The 19,100-nt window shown below is 34.1% G+C and carries 21 protein-coding genes; 16 read left to right on the plus strand and 5 right to left on the minus strand.

Translation table 11 applies throughout. The annotated features are described in order from the left end of the window. Positions 1-136 precede the first annotated feature (136 nt). From serS to proC, 6 genes are all read left to right on the plus strand, one after another. Positions 137-1,408 (plus strand): serine--tRNA ligase, encoded by a 1,272-nt coding sequence (gene serS, locus ACODSB_RS15360; protein ID WP_053473068.1) that lies wholly within the window; start codon positions 137-139, stop codon positions 1,406-1,408. Positions 1,409-1,520: 112 nt separating this feature from the next. Continuing rightward, positions 1,521-3,302, plus strand: coding sequence for a tetratricopeptide repeat protein (locus tag ACODSB_RS15365; RefSeq protein ID WP_488937691.1), 1,782 nt, complete (start codon positions 1,521-1,523; stop codon positions 3,300-3,302). A gap of 128 nt (positions 3,303-3,430) precedes the next feature. Further along, positions 3,431-3,742, plus strand: coding sequence for a DUF4286 family protein (locus tag ACODSB_RS15370; RefSeq protein WP_053473066.1), 312 nt, complete (start codon positions 3,431-3,433; stop codon positions 3,740-3,742). Between the two features lie 253 nt (positions 3,743-3,995). After that, positions 3,996-4,781, plus strand: a complete 786-nt coding sequence (rsmA, locus tag ACODSB_RS15375; protein WP_488937692.1) for a 16S rRNA (adenine(1518)-N(6)/adenine(1519)-N(6))-dimethyltransferase RsmA — start codon at positions 3,996-3,998, stop codon at positions 4,779-4,781. Further along, positions 4,765-6,114: a magnesium transporter gene (gene mgtE / locus ACODSB_RS15380; protein WP_053473063.1), complete on the plus strand. Its 1,350-nt coding sequence runs from the start codon at positions 4,765-4,767 to the stop codon at positions 6,112-6,114. The genes rsmA and mgtE overlap by 17 nt, the downstream gene beginning before the upstream one ends. A 112-nt stretch (positions 6,115-6,226) precedes the next feature. Beyond that, a complete protein-coding gene (gene proC, locus ACODSB_RS15385) occupies positions 6,227-7,003 on the plus strand; it encodes a pyrroline-5-carboxylate reductase (protein ID WP_053473062.1) in 777 nt (258 codons plus the stop codon). A 326-nt stretch (positions 7,004-7,329) separates the two neighbouring features. Here proC and ACODSB_RS15390 read toward each other — a convergent pair whose 3' ends face one another. The 4 genes from ACODSB_RS15390 to ACODSB_RS15405 all read right to left on the minus strand — a co-directional run bounded on the left by ACODSB_RS15390 (position 7,330) and on the right by ACODSB_RS15405 (position 10,081). Then, positions 7,330-7,614, minus strand: a complete 285-nt coding sequence (locus ACODSB_RS15390; RefSeq protein WP_488937693.1) for an antibiotic biosynthesis monooxygenase family protein — start codon at positions 7,612-7,614, stop codon at positions 7,330-7,332. 178 nt (positions 7,615-7,792) lie between these two features. Further along, complete coding sequence (locus ACODSB_RS15395) at positions 7,793-8,332, minus strand: hypothetical protein (RefSeq protein WP_488937694.1); 540 nt, start codon at positions 8,330-8,332, stop codon at positions 7,793-7,795. A gap of 63 nt (positions 8,333-8,395) precedes the next feature. Beyond that, positions 8,396-9,541 (minus strand): Na+/H+ antiporter NhaA, encoded by a 1,146-nt coding sequence (gene nhaA / locus ACODSB_RS15400; RefSeq protein ID WP_488937695.1) that lies wholly within the window; start codon positions 9,539-9,541, stop codon positions 8,396-8,398. Between the two features lie 303 nt (positions 9,542-9,844). After that, positions 9,845-10,081, minus strand: a complete 237-nt coding sequence (locus ACODSB_RS15405; RefSeq protein WP_488937696.1) for a helix-turn-helix domain-containing protein — start codon at positions 10,079-10,081, stop codon at positions 9,845-9,847. An 82-nt stretch (positions 10,082-10,163) separates the two neighbouring features. Between ACODSB_RS15405 and ACODSB_RS15410 the strand changes: the two genes are divergently transcribed. The 6 genes from ACODSB_RS15410 (at position 10,164) to ACODSB_RS15435 (ending at position 13,375) form a co-directional block, all read left to right on the plus strand. After that, positions 10,164-10,397, plus strand: coding sequence for a hypothetical protein (locus ACODSB_RS15410; RefSeq protein WP_053473978.1), 234 nt, complete (start codon positions 10,164-10,166; stop codon positions 10,395-10,397). Between the two features lie 81 nt (positions 10,398-10,478). Further along, positions 10,479-11,426 (plus strand): 2-hydroxyacid dehydrogenase, encoded by a 948-nt coding sequence (locus ACODSB_RS15415; protein ID WP_488937697.1) that lies wholly within the window; start codon positions 10,479-10,481, stop codon positions 11,424-11,426. A 211-nt stretch (positions 11,427-11,637) separates the two neighbouring features. Then, complete coding sequence (locus tag ACODSB_RS15420; protein WP_180856086.1) at positions 11,638-12,063, plus strand: DUF805 domain-containing protein; 426 nt, start codon at positions 11,638-11,640, stop codon at positions 12,061-12,063. A 22-nt stretch (positions 12,064-12,085) separates the two neighbouring features. Further along, the gene (locus ACODSB_RS15425) at positions 12,086-12,364 is read left to right on the plus strand and encodes a TM2 domain-containing protein (RefSeq protein WP_053473981.1); all 279 of its coding nucleotides are present in this window, start codon (positions 12,086-12,088) and stop codon (positions 12,362-12,364) included. A gap of 90 nt (positions 12,365-12,454) precedes the next feature. Continuing rightward, positions 12,455-12,718, plus strand: coding sequence for a TM2 domain-containing protein (locus ACODSB_RS15430; protein ID WP_053473982.1), 264 nt, complete (start codon positions 12,455-12,457; stop codon positions 12,716-12,718). Between the two features lie 255 nt (positions 12,719-12,973). Then, on the plus strand, positions 12,974-13,375 hold the full coding sequence (locus ACODSB_RS15435; RefSeq protein WP_488937698.1) for a DUF805 domain-containing protein: 402 nt from the start codon (positions 12,974-12,976) through the stop codon (positions 13,373-13,375). An 89-nt stretch (positions 13,376-13,464) separates the two neighbouring features. Here ACODSB_RS15435 and ACODSB_RS15440 read toward each other — a convergent pair whose 3' ends face one another. Then, positions 13,465-15,267: a GNAT family N-acyltransferase gene (locus ACODSB_RS15440; RefSeq protein WP_053473984.1), complete on the minus strand. Its 1,803-nt coding sequence runs from the start codon at positions 15,265-15,267 to the stop codon at positions 13,465-13,467. A 120-nt stretch (positions 15,268-15,387) separates the two neighbouring features. Here ACODSB_RS15440 and ACODSB_RS15445 point away from each other — a divergent pair, with 120 nt between their 5' ends. The 4 genes from ACODSB_RS15445 (at position 15,388) to ACODSB_RS15460 (ending at position 19,059) form a co-directional block, all read left to right on the plus strand. Beyond that, a complete protein-coding gene (locus ACODSB_RS15445) occupies positions 15,388-16,149 on the plus strand; it encodes an exodeoxyribonuclease III (RefSeq protein ID WP_053473985.1) in 762 nt (253 codons plus the stop codon). Between the two features lie 145 nt (positions 16,150-16,294). Further along, complete coding sequence (locus ACODSB_RS15450) at positions 16,295-17,239, plus strand: OmpA/MotB family protein (RefSeq protein ID WP_488937699.1); 945 nt, start codon at positions 16,295-16,297, stop codon at positions 17,237-17,239. Positions 17,240-17,509: 270 nt separating this feature from the next. Further along, positions 17,510-17,770, plus strand: coding sequence for a hypothetical protein (locus tag ACODSB_RS15455; protein WP_488937700.1), 261 nt, complete (start codon positions 17,510-17,512; stop codon positions 17,768-17,770). A gap of 251 nt (positions 17,771-18,021) precedes the next feature. Continuing rightward, the gene (locus tag ACODSB_RS15460; RefSeq protein ID WP_488937701.1) at positions 18,022-19,059 is read left to right on the plus strand and encodes an NADP(H)-dependent aldo-keto reductase; all 1,038 of its coding nucleotides are present in this window, start codon (positions 18,022-18,024) and stop codon (positions 19,057-19,059) included. Positions 19,060-19,100 lie beyond the last annotated feature (41 nt).

Consider the following 19,100-nt stretch of genomic DNA (forward strand, 5'->3'; position numbering starts at 1 on the left):
ATCTTTGTGCCAACTCCGTGTATCTCTGCGAAATCCCCGAAATAACTTTAGACTAAACTTTGTACGTAATCTTAGCAAACATTTCCTTAAATTTGCTTCCGTTATTAAAAAATACAATAGTTATAAAAATCAAGCTATGTTACAAATCGCATTTATTAGAGAAAATCAGGAAAAAGTAATCAAGGCTTTAGCAAAACGAAATATCGATGCTAAAAGCGTTGTTGAAGAGGTGGTGCAATTAGACGAAAATCGTCGTGCAACTCAGGTGGAATTAGATAATACTTTAGCTGAATCTAATAAATTGTCCAAAGATATAGGCGAATTAATGAAAGCGGGTGAGAAATCTAAAGCAGCCATCTTAAAAGAAAAAACCGTTTCATTAAAAGAAAAAAGCAAAGAACTTGGCGAAAAAGCAGAAGCTTTAGCAGTTGAGTTAACCAATAAATTATATACATTGCCCAATCTTCCGGCAGATATTGTTCCTGAAGGAAAAACTCCAGATGACAACCTGAATGTTTTTCAGGAAGGCGATATTCCTGTTTTACACGAAGGCGCACAGCCACACTGGGAATTGGTGAAAAAATACGATATCATTGATTTTGAATTGGGTGTAAAAATTACCGGAGCAGGATTTCCTGTTTACAAAGGAAAAGGAGCTCGTTTGCAGCGTGCGTTAATCAACTATTTTTTAGATAAAAACACAGCAGCAGGATATAACGAAGTTCAGGTTCCGCATTTGGTTAACGAAGCTTCAGGATACGGAACAGGACAATTGCCAGATAAAGAAGGGCAGATGTACCATTCAACAATTGACGATTTATATTTGATTCCAACGGCTGAGGTTCCGGTTACGAATTTATTCCGTGATGTTATCTTAAACGAAAGCGAATTGCCGGTTTTAAATACGGCTTATACACCATGTTTCCGTCGTGAAGCAGGTTCTTACGGAGCGCACGTTCGCGGATTAAACCGTTTACATCAATTTGATAAAGTAGAAATCGTACGTATCGAACATCCGGATAATTCATACGCAGCACTTGACGGAATGGTGGAACATGTAAAAGATATTCTGAAAGAATTAAAATTGCCATATAGAGTTTTACGTCTTTGCGGAGGCGATATGGGTTTCACATCGGCTTTGACTTACGATTTTGAAGTATTTTCTACGGCGCAGGATCGCTGGTTAGAAATTAGTTCAGTTTCTAACTTCGAAACTTTTCAGGCAAACCGCTTGAAATTACGTTTCAAAGACAAAGACGGGAAAAACCAATTGGCACATACATTAAACGGAAGTTCATTAGCATTGCCTAGGGTTTTGGCTGGAATTTTAGAAAATTACCAAACGCCGGAAGGAATTGTAATTCCAGAAGTTTTACGTCCTTACTGCGGATTTGATATAATTGACTAACTTTAGTATATAGTTTACAGTCGCAGTCTCAGTTTTCAGTTTAATTGAACCGATTACCGAGACTGTAAACTGTGACTGAATACTAAAAAATACCACATTAAAAAACTGAAATATGAAAAACATCTTTATCTATATCGTTTTGTTGTGGTCTGGTTTTGCATTTTCGCAAAACGAACAGTTAGCAAACAATTACTACGACAAAGGTGATTTTGAAAAAGCAAAAATCATTTACGAAGATCTTTTAAGAAGTTCACCATCAAATACCCAATACTTTTTACGAACGATAGATTGTTATCAGCAATTGCAGCAGTTTGACCTTGCCGAAAAAACAATTTTAAGTCGTTACAATGCCTATAAACAAGGTGTTTTTTTAGTTGAATTGGGATACAATTACCAGTTACAGAAAAACGAATCGAAAGCCAAAAATTACTATGAACAGGCAATCGATAAAATCAAAACCAGTCCCAATGATGTTTACGGAGTTGGAAATGCTTTCGAGAAAAAGGTTTTATTAGAATATGCCTTAAAAGCGTATCAAACCGCCATGCAGGTTCAGCCGAATTATAATTTCAATTTTCAAATTGGAATGTTGTACGGCCAGTTAGGAAAAACCGATTTAATGATAGATCTTTTACTGACAGAATCTTATAATAACCAGCAAAACGCTAATTTAATCCAAACACAGTTATCCCGTTTTATGAACGGCGAAACAGATAATACGGCTTTTAAAGATGCTATGCGAAAAGCATTGATTTTAAGAACGCAAAAAGATCAGGATGTTTTCTGGAATCATTATTTAAGCTGGTTTTATGTACAGCAAAAAGAATTTGGAAAAGCCTTTATTCAGGAAAAAGCCATTTACAAACGCGAACCGGAATCTTTAATCAGTATTGTAAACTTAAGTCAGTTTGCCTTAAATGAAGATGACACAGACACCGCTTCTGAAATTCTGAATTTTATTCTTCTAAACACAAAAGATACAGATCTACTGATTCAGAGCAATGCCAATTTAATGCAGATTAAAATTGATAAAGCACAGGAAAAAGATTATCCGGCCATTACAGCAGAACTGCAGCAATTACTGGTAACTTATGAAATAAATCCTTTTACCTTATCTTTGCAATTAATTCAGGCACATTTCCTGGCTTTTAATTTAAAAAAGACAGAAGAAGCCAAAGCTGTTGTAAAAAGAGCTTTAGAGTTAAATTTAAACGCTTATCAACAGGCTGATGCAAAGATGGAGCTGGGAGATATTTTGCTTTTAGAAGAAAAGTTCAATCAGGCATTAATTTACTATTCTCAGATTCAATTGGATTTAAAGAATGATGTCATGTCGCATGAAGCAAGTTTAAAAGCAGCAAAAACAAGTTATTACAAAGGCGATTTCGAATGGGCTTTAAAACAGTTTAAAGAATTAAAATCGGCAAACACACAATTAATTGCTAATGACGCTCTTGAATATTTCTTACTGATAAATGATAATACCGTTGCCGATTCGACTCAAACAGCTTTAAAGCAATTTGCAAAAGGCGATTTTTTACTTTATCAAAATAAAAAACAAGAAGCAATTACACATTTTCAAAACATCCTGAAAACCTTTAAAGGGCAGGAAATCGAAGCTGTAACATTGTTGCGTTTAGGTAAAATATATGAAAGTCAGAAAGATTATACTTCGGCTTTAAGCCAATACCAGCAAATCATTGACAGCCACAGCGACGGAATTTATGTAGATGAAGCATTGTTTTTCTCAGCAGAAATTTACAACGACGAATTAAAAGATGTAGAAAAGGCCAAGCCTTTATATGAAAAGGTAATTTTTAACCATCAGGATAGTATTTACTTTGTTGATGCCAGAAAAAAATACCGCGAGTTAAGAGGGGATAAGAATTTGTAAATTTCAATAATTTAAATTCCAAATTCCAAATAAAAAATTATAAAGTGATTTTTGGATTTAGTTCAATTAGATTCTAACCTTTTACAGAGAATCTAAAATCTAAAATCTGATATCTAAAATTAAGAAACATGATTATTTTCAACGTTACTACTAATATACACGAAAGCGCACACGATCAATGGTTAAAATGGATGCAGGAAAAGCACATACCGGAGATTTTAGCAACACAAAAATTTTCATCAGCAAGAATCGTAAAAGTTTTAGTTGAAGAAGAAATGGGCGGAATCACGTATTCGGTTCAATATACAACAGACAGTAAAGATACTTTAGAAAAGTACTATTTAGAAGACCAACCTAAATTTGATAGAGAAGCCTTAGAATTATTTGCAGATAAAATGCTTTCTTTCAGAACAGAACTGGAGGTTATTTCAGAACATTAATTTTAGTTTTCAGTAAACAGAAATAGCCCACAGATTTGGCTGATTAAACGGATTTACACAGATTATAGATTTAAAATTTGTGATAATTTGTGTAATTCGTGGCAAAAAAATATAAAGCCTTGACAATTTATGGCAGAATAAAAGTAAAAGCCTTTGTGTCTTAGTGCCTTTGTGGCAAAAAAAGTGAAATAAGCTTTGACCCTTCGCCTCAAAAAGAATACTTTTGCGCCCTTGTGGCAAAACAAGAAAGAAAATGGAAAAAGTAAAAGCCAAAAAACATTTAGGACAACATTTCCTTAAAGACGAAAGTATTGCAAAAGCAATTGCCGATACTTTGAGTTTAAAAGGATACGAGGAGGTTTTAGAAATAGGACCAGGGATGGGTGTGTTGACTAAGTATTTGCTTGAAAAGCCCATAAATACACACGTTATTGAAATCGACACAGAATCTGTGGCGTATTTAGGCGAAAATTATCCAAAATTAAAAGATCAGATTATCTCTCAGGATTTTCTGAAATATAATATTAATGAAGTTTACAAGGATAAGCAATTTGCTATAATTGGAAATTTCCCCTATAATATCTCGACTCAAATTGTTTTTAGAACATTAGAGTTTAGAGATCAGATTCCGGAGTTCTCCGGAATGTTTCAAAAAGAAGTTGCAGAGCGCATCTGCGAAAAAAAAGGATCAAAAGCTTACGGAATCTTATCCGTTTTAGCTCAGGCCTTCTATGATACTGAGTATTTGTTTACTGTAAGCGAAAATGTTTTTATTCCTCCGCCCAAGGTCAAGTCGGGTGTGATGAAAATGACCCGAAAGGAAGATTATAGCCTTCCTTGTGGTGAAAAGTTATTTTTTAAGGTTGTAAAAACAGCTTTTCAGCAAAGACGAAAAACATTACGTAACAGTTTGAAAACATTAAATTTATCAGATAAACTGCGAGAAGACACTATCTTTGATAAACGTCCCGAACAGCTAAGCGTTGACGAATTTATTGTTTTGACTCAAAAAATAGAAGCCGATGGAGTTCAAAGTTAGCAAAGAATTTATTCATCAATTAGAAGATTTAATCGTTAAGAAAAATGACAATGAACTTGAAATTTTACTTAACGACCTTCACCATGCTGATATCGCCGAAATCCTTGATGAACTGGATTTTGACGAAGCAACCTATATCTTTAAAGTTTTAGATAGTGATAAAACCGCCGAGATTCTTCTGGAATTAGAAGAAGATCTGCGTGAGAATATCTTAAGCCGACTTTCACCGAAAGAAATTGCCGAAGAGCTTGATGAGCTGGAGACAAACGATGCGGCAGATATTATCGCTGAACTTTCGCAGGAAATCAAAGCAGAAGTTATCTCTGAGTTACTTGACGTAGAACACGCAAAAGACATTGTCGAATTATTACGCTACGATGAAAACACGGCGGGTGGTTTGATGGGAAAAGAGCTTGTAAAAGTCAATGAAAACTGGAATGTTTTAACCTGCGTAAAAGAAATGCGAATTCAGGCAGAAAATGTTTCGAGAGTACATTCAATTTATGTTGTTGATGATGAAAACCGCTTAAAAGGAAGATTGTCTCTTAAAGATTTACTGACTTCATCTACAAAAACACAAATTGGCGATGTTTATATCCGAAAATTAAATTTCGTAAACGTTGATACCGAAGATGTTGAGGTAGCGCGTATCATGCAAAAGTACGACTTGGAGGCAATTCCGGTTGTGGATGAGCTTGGTCGTTTGGTGGGAAGAATTACAATTGATGATATCGTAGACGTAATTAAAGAAGAAGCCGATAAAGATTACCAGTTAGCAGCGGGTATTACGCAGGACATTGAAACAAATGACAGCGTTCTTGAATTAACAAAAGCACGTCTGCCTTGGCTTTTAATTGGTATGGTAATCGAGATTGTAGCATCTTTTGTTTTGAAAGATAATGAAACCGCTTTTCAGAAATATTCAACCTTAATTATTTTCGTGCCCCTGCTTTCGGCTACAGCCGGAAATATTGGAGTTCAGGCATCGGCAATCGTGGTACAGGGTTTGGCAAACGGAACCCTGAAAGAATTCAGTAAAAGTTATTTTAGCAAAGAAATTACCGTTTCGATGATTTCCGGAAGTATAATTTCCCTGCTTTTACTGGGATATCATTCTCTTATGTACGGACAATATTTAGTGGGAATTGCTATTTCGATCTCTATGATAGTGGTAATTATGTTTGCTGCAATTTTAGGAACCTTAGTACCGCTTTTTCTTCATAAAAACAAAATCGACCCCGCAATTGCAACCGGGCCGTTTATCACTACAACCAATGATGTTTTTGGAATTATGCTCTATTTTGGAGTAGCCAAATTGATTCTTGGGTTTTAAATTTTTGCCACAAATTAATAGATTACAGTGATTTAAAATCCTTAAAATCTGCGTAATTTACAGCCGAAAAACAGGCTGTTAGCAAGTCCAAAATAAATTAAAACCAAGCAGGATGAAAGTACATATTATAGGGGGAGGAAACCTTGGGGTTTCTATTGCCTTGGGAATTGCAAAATTTTCTAAAAACAATCAGGTTACCGTAACCAGAAGAAACACTGCAAGTATTCAATATTTAGCCGAATACGGAATTACGGTTTCCAACGATAATAAACATAATATTCAGGAAGCCGATGTGGTAATTTTAACCATAAAACCGTATCAGGTAGATACTGTTTTGGCCGAAATCCTGCCGGTAATTCAAAATAAAACAATTGCTTCTGCCGTAAGCGGATTGTCTTTGGATGTTCTTCAAACAAAAACAAATAACGAATATCCGGTTGTGCGTATTATGCCAAATATTGCCGCACAATTTGGAGAATCGGCAACTTGTATTTCTTTCCCTGAAAAAGACAGAGAAAAAGCATTGCCAATTGTTGACTTATTTCAGGATTTAGGAACTGCTCCGGTAATCGACGAAAAATTAATGGATGCAGCGACAGTTTTAGGCGCATGCGGAACTGCATATGCTTTACGTTATATTCGTGCTTCTATGCAGGCAGGAATCGAAATTGGATTTGATTCTAATACTGCTTTAGCAATTGCCGCACAAACCGTAAAAGGAGCTGCAAAAATGCTTTTAGAAGAGAAAGTGCACCCAGAACAATTAATTGACCGTGTAACAACCCCACAAGGCTGTACAATTGTTGGTTTAAATGAAATGGAACATAATGGCTTCAGTTCGTCTTTAATAAAAGGGATTAAGACTTCTTTGAAACAAATTAAAGGATAAGTAATAAATTCCAATATTTTAAAATTCCAAATTCCAATTCTTGTTGGGGTTTGGGTTTTTTTGTTTTAGGTAAACCGCATTTGAACATTGTTTTGTCATTTCGAGGAACGAGAAATCTCCGCAAGAAACTCTACAAAGATTGAGATATTAGATTGCGGAGCTACTTGCGGAGATTTCTCGTTCCTCGAAATGACAATATTGAGAGCAATTTGGAATTTTCTTTTTGAGATTTAAAAGTTTACCGAATTGTCAGTCTGAGCGAAGTCGAAGACCTTATGCGCAATAAAGTCCTTCGACTTCGCTCAGGATGGCATTTAGGATATTGTTTAAGCAAAAACCTCAAAATGCTCGACCTTTTCCTCAAATTCTAATAAAAAGTCATCATCTTCAGGATAATATTTTGCTTTTTCGAAATCGTCTCCCGCAAAATTTTTAATTACTTCGAGATTTTCCCAATATGTAATTAGCGTAAAATGCGCTTCGTTGTTTTTGATATTTCTTAAAAAAGACAATTTTACAAAACCAGCTGTTTTTGAGTAATCAGGAATTGCAGTGTCATTTATGAATTGGGTATAAGCTTCATAATCTTCAACTTTGTTTTTCCGTGCCATATTCTTGCGATCATAATAATGAGTTTTAAAGTTATTTTAGGCTTTTTGTCATTCCGAGGAACGAGGAATCTTCGCGAGAAACTCGACAAAGATTGAGATATTAGATTGCGGAGCTGCTTGCGAAGATTCCTCGTTCCTCGGAATGACAATATTGTGGGGAAAATTGGAATTTGGAATTTTACTTTTGGGTTTTAATCAATCGAATATATTTCCTCCCACATTCTGAAAGCTTTGTATAAGAATTCATCGAGTTACCGTAATTTTGAATTGTCAATGTATCTTTAACATAACCTGCGCTAATCCCAACAGGGATTTCCGGTTCTGGTTTTTCAACATTTGCAATAGAATCACTTTCTTCGTCTTCATTACTTACATCGCCTTCATATTCATCCCATTTTATATCTTCCAAAACCAAATATTTTTCACCAGATTCTTCTAAGCTGAAATTTACAATTCCTTTTAATTGTCTGGTTTTTGTTTTTAAGAAATAAGAATAACCATCTTTTGTTTTTGTGATTTCTAATGAAATTTTGCAATCGTCAGAATCATTTCCTTCGGATTGAGTTTCATAAGTTCCTTCAATTGAATTTTCATTGTTAATTGTTTGAAGAGCAATTGTGTCTTTAGGTATGTTGGCTTCTGTTACGGTCACAGGTTTTTTATCGTTACAAGACGATAATAAAATAAGGGCTGAAAACAAACAATAATACTTTTTCATTTCTTAATTAAGATTATTAAAATTAAATCTGTTTATATCTGCGAAAATCTGCGTGCCAAAAAACTAAACGCTTTCATCTTTGGAAAGAACAAACTTTAAATAAGCAAATCCCAGAACACCAGAAAGTACAGAAGCTATAATAATGGATATTTTAGAATACAGAATTGTTTCGGGATCTTTAAAAGCCAGAAGCGTAATAAAAATAGACATTGTAAAACCAATTCCGCCCAGCATTCCGGCACCTAAAATATGCGCCCATTTTAAGCTTTTTGGTAAAGCACATAATCCGGCACTTACGCCAATGGAAGAAAAAAGAGCAATTCCCAAAGGTTTTCCGATTACCAGACCGAGAATAATTCCAAATGTGTTGGGATGGTTTAATCCGGCATGCCAATCAGAATTTATGGCGATGCAAGTATTCGCAATGGCAAACAAAGGCAAAATAAAAAATGCAGAAGGTTTATGTAAAAAATGCTGTAATTTATAAGAGGACGATTTTTCGCTGCCGTCTCCAAACGGAATCACAAAGGCTAAAATGACGCCCGTTATTGTAGCGTGAACTCCAGAGTTTAGCATAAAATACCACATTATTACGCCGCCAATTAAATACGGAATCAGGTTGTAAACTTTCATTCGGTTTAAGAGAAACAATAAAATCCAGATTCCCAATGCAATACCTAAATTTAAAAATGCAATTGATTTTGTGTAAAAAACAGCGATGACAATTATGGCGCCCAAATCGTCTATAACGGCAAGTGCAGTCAAAAAGACTTTTAAAGATGCGGGAACTTTGTTTCCTAAAAGAGATAAAATTCCAATTGCAAAAGCAATATCTGTCGCCATTGGAATTCCGGCTCCGTTTTGCGTTGCCGTTTTAAAATTTAAAGCTAAAAATATAGCGGCAGGAACCAGCATTCCGCCAAAAGCAGCCATAATAGGCAATGATGCATTTTTTATATTGGAAAGTTCGCCATGATAAATTTCGCGTTCTAATTCTAAACCAATCAACAAAAAGAAAATCGTCATTAATCCGTCGTTAATCCAATGTGTAATCGAATGTCCGCCCAGATCTTTTTCCCAAAAAGAAATATATTCCGTCGCATAAGACGAATTTGCGGCAAACAAAGAAATAATCGTAACAAACAATAGAAGCAATCCTCCTGATTTTTCGTTTTCAAAAAAGGCTTTAAAAGTCTTGGTCAATTTCATTTTAGAAAGATTGTGTGATTTAGAAAAGAGAGAATTTCTTTGAGGCTTGTTTTTCAAAGTTAAAAAAAATCTGACCAATAAAAAAGTTTAGGAAGAAAGGTTCAAAGGAGCAGAGGTTCAAAGGGACAAAGGTTTTGTCTGGTTTTATCGTAGAGACGCACTGCAGTGCGTCTAACCCAATGCTCATTCTTTGTTATTTCGAGGAGCGAGAAATCGCACTCGTGAATCTATAAAGAGAATCGCCAATCTTTGTCGAGTTTCTAGTGCGATTTCTCGTTCCTCGAAATGACAAAACTAGACGGATTATTTCTCTTTCAAAGGTAAATCTAGCATTTCTATAAGTTCAATATCTAAAGCCTTTGCTATTAGTATAAGAGTTTTTATACCTGTATTTATTTCAGCTCTCTCAATTCTGCCAATTTGATTTTTTGAAATATCACAGTCATCAGCCAAAGCTTGCTGTGATAAACCTTTTTTTTCACGGAGTTGTCTAATGTGAATGCCAAGATTTTCAATATAAGTTTCTTCTGAAATATTCATATTTCAAAAGTCATAACAATTATTTTTTGTTAAGACACAAATATGTGTCCAAAATCTTTATATTTGAACAAAAAATAAGATAATGACTACAGAAAACCTTTCACAAGAATTTGAAAACAGATTAAAAGACTTTTTCATACACAGTATTGATCCTGAAGATATGGCCAAAACGATACGACAAGTAAATCATGCGCTTTCGTTATGTTCTATGCGCGGATGTGAAACTTTGGAATCTGAATTACCTAATATCGATGATAATTTTTATTGGCTCAATAAATTGGCAGAAGTTCTTGATCCTTATCTGGATGTTGATTAAGTAATTGAAATTGTGTTTTCATTTAAAAATGGAACAATTAAGAATTAGCTGTATTTTTGTTTTAATAAAACAGAATAAAAAATGAGTATAAAAATTCTTCATATCGATAGCAATCACCCTATTCTTTGGCAGCAACTGGAAGAAGCAGGTTTTGAAAATCACGCCGATTTTAAATCTTCTAAAGAAGAAATTGAAGCTAAAATTCAGGATTATAACGGGATCGTAATTCGCAGCCGATTTAAAATTGATAAAACATTTCTGGACAAAGCGACCAATTTGCAGTTTATTGCACGTGTTGGTGCGGGTTTAGAAAGTATTGACTGTGATTACGCTTTATCTAAAGATATTGAACTAATTGCCGCTCCCGAAGGAAATCGTAATGCGGTTGCAGAACATACTTTAGGGATGATTCTTTCTCTTTTTAATAAATTGAATATTGCCGATTATGAAATTCGTTCGGGTCAATGGAACAGAGAAAGTAACCGTGGTCACGAACTGGATGGAAAAACGGTAGGAATTATTGGTTATGGAAATATGGGTAAAGCATTTGCAAAAAAACTAAGAGGGTTTGATGTCGAAGTTTTATGTTATGATATTCAGGATAATGTGGGAGATGAAAATGCCAGACAAGTTTCATTAAAGGAACTTAAGGAAAAAACAGATGTTTTGAGTCTGCACATTCCGTGGACTCCGGAAACGGATAGAATGGTTGATGCTGCGTTTATTAGCGAATTCAAAAAACCAATATGGATAATTAATACTTCGAGAGGTAAAAATATTGTTACGGCAGATTTAGTTGAGACAATGAAAACCGGGAAAGTTTTGGGTGCAGGTTTAGATGTTTTGGAATATGAAAAACTGTCTTTTGAAACTCTTTTTCAGGATAAAAATACTCCCGAAGCTTTTCAGTATTTATTAGACGGGCGAAAAGTAATTTTAACGCCTCATATTGCAGGTTGGACTTTTGAAAGTCACGAGCGTTTGGCGCAGGTTATTGTAGATAAAATAAAAAAAGTGTATTCGAAGTAAATTATTGATATCAGAATTTAATTACTTCTTGATTTTAATAAAATCAGTTTAGTTTTTAATAACAAGGCAATTCTGTAAAAGTAATGTTCATTATTAGTTTTTAAAATTATTTTTGTTTAATATTGTTTTCGATTTTTTTAACAAAATTTTAGAAAAGGAGAAACTGAAAATCCTAAAAAGAGTAGGGATAAACTAACTAATTTATTAATTTATGATTGAATGGTACAAAAAAGTGGTTTTTGAAAACTATGCAAACTTTAAAGGTCGTGCAAGAAGAAGTGAATATTGGTATTTTGCACTTGCAAACAGTATAATTATGTTTTCGTTAATAATTATTGGATTAATAGTTGGGACATTATTTGGTGACGCTGTTACAGGAGGAATTATTGCATATGTTCTTGTGATACTTTATTTATTTGTAACACTTCTTCCGGGTTTAGGAGTAATTGTTAGAAGACTTCATGATATTGGAAAAAGCGGCTGGTTTTATCTTGTTTCTTTTATTCCAGTAGCCGGACCAATCTGGATTTTGATTTTATTTTGTACAGATGGAGACTACGGACCAAATCAATACGGATCAGACCCTAAAAATGATATCGAAGAAATCAATGAAATTGGTAAAGTTGAATTGCAATAATTAATTAACTAAATATATAAAAATGGAGACTACAAAACCAGAATCTTGGAATACACCATCTGAACCAAAAGCAGAAAACAAAAAAGTTGTTGCCGGAATCCTTGGAATCTTATTAGGAGGATTTGGAATTCACAAATTTATCTTAGGATATACACAAGAAGGAATTATCCAATTAGTTATTACTCTTGTTACTTGCGGAGTTGGAAGTATAATTGGTTTCGTTGAAGGAATCATTTACCTGACAAAATCAGACGAAGAATTTTACCAAACTTACCAAGTAGGTAAGAAAGGCTGGTTCTAAAAACATATTTATCCCATTTGTATCATAACAAATGGGATTTTTTTTGCCCGATTATTTTTTAATTTAAATACTAATTTTAAGAATAAAACTATGGAAAACACACAATCAGAATTTGGAGGACCAAAACCAGAAAACAAAAAAGTTGTTGCTGGAATTCTAGCTATTTTATTAGGAGTATTAGGAATTCATAAATTCTATTTAGGGTATAGTAAAGAAGGGATTATTCAGCTTGTTTTAGGTCTTCTATGCGGAATAGGAGGTTTAATAGGCTTAATTGAAGGAATTATTTACCTGACAAAATCAGACGAAGATTTTTATCAAACGTATCAAGTTGGCAGAAAAGGCTGGTTTTAATCCTGAAAAGTAAAACGAACTAGTTTTAAAACAAAATTGTAAACATAAAATCCCATTTGTATAAGCAAATGGGATTTTTTATGTCTACATTAAACACAGCTTCTATATTAAACATTAATTGCTAAAATGTCTTTTTCTGATATTATAAAAACTTTTAGTTCTTTAAGTCTACTGGCAAAATGAGTATTCTTGCGTTTTTAAAAGAAACGGAGTAACCGAAAATCCTTAAGAGTAGGCAACCAAAAAGTTTTTATTATGTTAGAGATGTACAAAAAAGTAGTTTTTGAAAACTACACAAATTTTAATGGAAGAGCAAGAAGAAGAGAATATTGGTATTTTGGCTTAGGAAGTTTAATTATCTCTATTGTTTTAGGAATTGTTGATTATGTTTCTGGTTTAACTATCGTAAATGGCGAACTAGGGATTTTTAGGGGAATATATTCCTTAATCGTATTATTACCATCTTTAGCTGTTACAGTTAGGAGACTACATGACGTTGGAAAAAGTGGTTGGCTTTTTTTAGTAATACTAATTCCTCTTGTTGGAGCAATTTGGTTGCTCGTTTTGTTTTGCACAGAAGGTGAAAAAGGACCAAATCAATATGGTGCAGACCCTAAAAATCAATTAGAAGAATTAGATGAAATAGGAAAAGAATAAATTTCAAGCTAGTTTTTAAATAAAAATTGTAAATAAAAAATCCCATTTGTATTAGCAAATGGGATTTTTCTATTTTGGAGTAAATCTGATTAATCTTCTTTTTCAGATAATTTACGTTCTAATTCTATTTGAAACTCTTCAATAACAGGTTTCATGGTGCTTTCCGGAATATCTGCGATTCTAATGTACATTAAACCATCGACAGCATTATTAAACAAAGGATCGACGTTAAAAGCAACTACACGTGCATTTTGCTTGATGTACTTTTTAATTAAAACTGGCAAACGTAAATTTCCAGGTTCTAATTCGTCAATAATTTTATCGAATTTATTTAAGTCAGATTCAGCTTCGTCAAAAATAAAGTCTTTATCTGCGTCTTTCAGTTTTACTTTATATGCCTTTTTCGGGTGAATGTATTGTGCAATATACGGATCGTAGTAATTTGATTTCATGAACTCAATCATAAGTGATTTAGAGAAATCTGAAAACTGATTACTGATACTTACACCGCCTAATAAGTATTTATGCTCAGGATAACGTAACGTAGTGTGAATAATTCCTTTCCATAACAAGAATAAAGGCATTGGTTTTTGCTGATATTCACGAATAATAAAAGCACGTCCCATTTCGATCGATTTATGCATCATATCATGCAATTCGGGTTCAAAACGGAATAAGTCAGTCAGATAAAAACCTTCGATGCCGTATTTCGGGTAAATCTCAGCTCCTAATCCCATACGGTAAGCCCCTGCGATTTTTTTGGTTTCATCATCCCATAAAAACATATGGTGATAATATTGATCGTATTCGTCGATGTCGATAGATTCGTTAGTTCCTTCACCAACTTCTCTAAATGTAATTTCACGAAGACGTCCAATTTCATGTAAAATATTGGGAATTGATTTTGCACGTGCAAAAAACACTTCATAATTTTTACTCTGTAATAACCTGCAGTCGCTGTTTCTTAACGCCTGAACTTCATCAATCATTTTTGATTCATTCGCCGGCGTAACGATTTTTTTAGGCGCTTTAGGAATTTTTAAACTTGCTGTGTCAATCAATTTGGTATCTTTTTCAAAAGGATTAGCAAGCATATAGGTTTTCTTTCTTAAGAATTCTGAATATTCTTCAAAAGATTCTATTTCATTTTGTTCGCTTACAGAAATTGGTTTTCCAATACGAACTTTAATAACACGGTCTTTTTGTGTAAGCAGTTCTGACGGAAGTTTTGCAGTACGCAGCGTATCATCAATTTTAGAAAGCCAGTAGAATAATTTACTGTTTTTAGCGTGAAAGTATATCGGTACAACCGGAACTTTGGCTTTTCTGATTAATTTTAGAGCACCTTCTTCCCACGGTTTATCTACAACTAATTTTCCGTCTTTATAAGTCGAAACTTCCCCGGCAGGGAAAATTCCCAAAGGCTTTCCGTCACTTAAATGACGTAAAGTTTCTTTGATTCCAACAACGCTCGATTTAGCATCCTTATGATTTTCAAAAGGATTAACCGGCATGATGTATTTTTTTAGCGGAACAATTCGATGCAATAAGAAATTAGCGATAATCTTGAAATTTGGTTCTCTTTCAAGCATTAATTTCAAAAGCAAAATACCATCAATTCCTCCAAGCGGATGATTTGAAATGGTTATATAAGCGCCATCTTTAGGTAAACGTTTTAAATCTTCTTCAGGGATTTCGAATTTGATTTCCATCTCATCCAAAATTCCATTTAAAAACGCAACATCCTCTAAATGTTTATTATGATCGTAAATTTTATTAAGGGTAGAGATCTTAAGAACCTTCATAAGAATCCAGCCTGAGAAGGTACCAAGCACTCCGTACTTCTCAACATTTATTGCCTTTGCAACTTCTTTCGCGGTAACTAAACCCATGTACTATTTTTAATTTATTAGAGCAGCGAACAAAGATAACAAAAAACTCTACTTTTCCTTTATTCAATTACAAACTTTCCTCTTTTTTATTACATTTGGAATCCTAAAAAAAATATCCATATGAAAATTATTTCTTATAATGTAAACGGAATTCGTGCTGCAATTACTAAAGGTTTTATTGAATGGCTTCAGGCGGCAAGTCCAGATGTTATCTGCCTTCAGGAGATAAAAGCTACTCAGGATCAGATTCCTGTCGAAGCAATAACGGCTGCCGGCTATCCGTATCAATATTATTATCCTGCAACAAAAAAAGGATATAGTGGTGTTGCAATATTATCTAAAATAGAACCTAAAAAAGTGGTTTACGGAACCGGAATTCATCATATGGATTTTGAAGGCAGAAACTTACGCGCTGATTTTGATGATGTTTCGGTAATGAGTTTGTATCTACCTTCTGGAACTAACATCGAAAGATTAGATCATAAATTTATGTTTATGGATGATTTTCAAACCTATGTTAACGAATTGAAACTGACGCTTCCAAATCTTATTATTTGCGGCGATTACAATATTTGCCACGAAGCAATTGATATTCACGATCCGGTTCGTAACAAAACGGTTTCGGGATTTTTACCTGCAGAACGTGCCTGGCTGGATAGTTTTATGAAGTCTGGTTTTATTGATAGTTTCCGTCATTTTAATAAAGATCCGCATCATTATTCCTGGTGGAGTTACCGAGCGGGAGCCAGAGGAAATAACAAAGGCTGGCGTATCGATTATAATTTAGTGAGCGAAGTAATGGGGCATCGTTTAAAACGTGCCGTTATTCTTCCAGATGCTATTCACTCAGATCATTGTCCGGTTTTGGTTGAAATTGAATAAAGTTTGGTATTGTTCTTGTTGGAAGAACTGCGGTTCAAAGATTTAAATATACATTCCATTAAAACTATGAAACATTTGGAATTTGGAATTTTTGAATTTAAAATATTAAGAATTATTATCGCCCCAAATAAAAAACAAAAGTAAAATGATTAAAAAAGCCTCCATTGGATTAGTAGTTTTGGCATTATCTGCAACTTCTTGTGTATCCAAAAAGATTTACAATGATCTTGAAACAAAATATTCAGATCTAAAAAAAGAAAACCGTTCTATCGCTGACGAAAATGCAGATTTAAAAACAGCAAAAAATCAGTTAGAATTAGACCGTGATAAACTAGCAAAAGATTTATCGGCAACAAAAGATGACCTTGCAAAACAAAAAGCTGATTTAGCTGCAGAGCAAAAAAAATACAAAGTATTACAGGATTCTTATAATGCATTAGAGAAAAACAGCAACGATGCATTAGAAAGTAATATGGCTAAAAACCGTGATTTGCTTGCTCAATTAGAAGCAAAATCTAAAAAACTGGCAGATGAACAAGCACGTTTAGATAAAACAGCAAACCGTTTGAAAGAACTTGAAGATATGATTGCTGCTAAAGAAGAAGCAATGCGCAAGCTAAAAGAAACTTTATCTAAAGCTCTTAACGGTTTTGAAGGTAAAGGTTTAACAGTAGAACAGAAAAACGGTAAAGTATATGTTTCTATGGAAAACAAATTACTTTTCAATTCAGGAAGCTGGGCTGTTGGAACAGAAGGTAGAAGAGCGGTTGTAGAACTTGGAAAAGTTTTGGGCGACAATCCGGATCTTTCTGTTCTTATTGAAGGACATACAGATGATGATCCGTATGCTGGTTCAGGACCAATTGCAAACAACTGGGATTTATCGACTAAAAGAGCAACAGCAATTGTAGCTATTTTGAGCGAAAACAATAAAATCAACAAACAAAAACTTACAGCAGCGGGAAGAAGCGAATTTTCTCCTTTGGCAAGCAACGCCACTCCGGAAGGAAAAGCTAAAAACCGTAGAATCGAAATCATCTTAACACCAAGATTAGATGAAATCGCTGAAATGCTTAATAGTATAAACTAAGTTGCTAAGGTTTTGAGTTGCTAAGATGCTAAGATTTTTAAAAGGGTTCAAAGTTTTGCTTTGAACCCTTTTTTGCTCCTGCAAGGTTTCCAAAACCTTGTAGGTTTAAGCTTGAGTTTGTTGAGAAATAATAATACCTGCAAGGTTTTGAAAACCTTGCAGGAACGCTAAAACTGTAGTTTTTGGAATTTGGAATTTCTAAATTGGGATTTTTAATTTGAAACTTCTATCTTATTATTTTCGTAACTTTGAATATCTAAAATTAGAATTATGGGACTTGCGGAATTAAAAGATAAAATAAGGAATCAGCTTGATTTGGCAGATGAAAGAGTATTGCGAATCGTGTCGTCGGTTTTTGATAATTATTTGAATGAAGTAGTTTCGTATGATGCGAAAGGAAATCCATTGACGTTAATAGAATATCACAATAAAGTAGAAGAAGGATTAGATGATATAAAATACAACCGAATAACTTCAAAAGAAGATTTACGTAAAGAAATGGAAGATTGGGACATTTCGGAAATCAATTAAAAAGGTTAAAAATAAATATAGGCTCAAAGTAAATCTTTGAGCCTTTTTTGTTTCCTGCAAGGTTTTGAAAACCTTGTAGGTTTAAGTTTAAGTTTGTTGAGAATAGATAACAATACCTACAAGGTTTTCAAAACCTTGCAGGAAACGCAGGCATAAAAATCTTGTACTTTTTTTAACCTTTGTCAAATTTAGATTTGTAAAATCCCTTTGTACCTTTGCGCCTCTGCAACTTTGAACCTATAAAGAAAAAAATGAAATACACTACAATCCCAAACACAGATATAAAAGTTAGTAAAATAAATCTTGGAACGATGACTTTTGGTCAGCAGAATACAGAAGCTGAAGGTCACGAACAAATGGATTATGCACTTGAACAAGGCGTAAACTTTTTTGATACAGCCGAAATGTACTCCGTTCCGGCACGTGAAGAAACTTACGGAAGTACAGAAAAAATCATCGGAACATGGTTTAAAAAATCCGGAAATCGCGATAAAGTGGTTTTAGCCTCTAAAATTGCAGGTCCAAACCCGAATTTTACTTATATGCGCGAGAAAGCAGATTTTTCTCCGGCAAGTATTAAATATGCTTTAGAAAACAGCTTAAAACGTCTTCAGACAGATTATATTGATTTGTACCAAATGCATTGGCCGGAACGTAAAACGAATTATTTCGGTCAGCGTGGTTATAATGGTCACGATGATGCGTGGGAAGATCATTTTAGAGAAATCTTGGAAACGTTTGACGGATTAATTAAAGAAGGAAAGATTAAACATATTGGTGTTTCAAATGAAAACGCGTGGGGAATGATGCGTCTTTTAGAAGAAAGCAAATACCAAAACCTTCCAAGAATCAAAACCGTTCAAAATCCGTATAATTTATTGAACCGCCTTTTTGAAGTGGGTTCTGCCGAAGTTTCAAAATATGAAAATGTTGGATTATTAGCTTATTCTCCTTTGGCATTTGGAGTTTTAACGGGTAAATTTTTAACTGGCGAAGCACATCCAAATGCGAGAGTTAACCTTTTTCCGCAATACACACGTTATAAAAGCGAACAATGTACACAAGCAACAAAACTGTATCAGGAAATTGCTAAAAAACACGGATTAACATTGACAGAACTAGCAATGGGATTTGTTTTGCAACAGCCATTTTTAACAAGTGCGATTATTGGCGCAACAACAATGGAACAGTTAAAGGAAAACATTGCCACAATTGATGTAGTTTTATCAAAAGAAATTATAGCCGAAATCAATCACGTTCAGGCGATAATTCCAGATCCGGCGCCTTAATTATTTGTTGCATAGGGCTTCGACTTCGCTCAGCCTGACAA

Source organism: Flavobacterium sp. FG68, assembly GCF_057808895.1.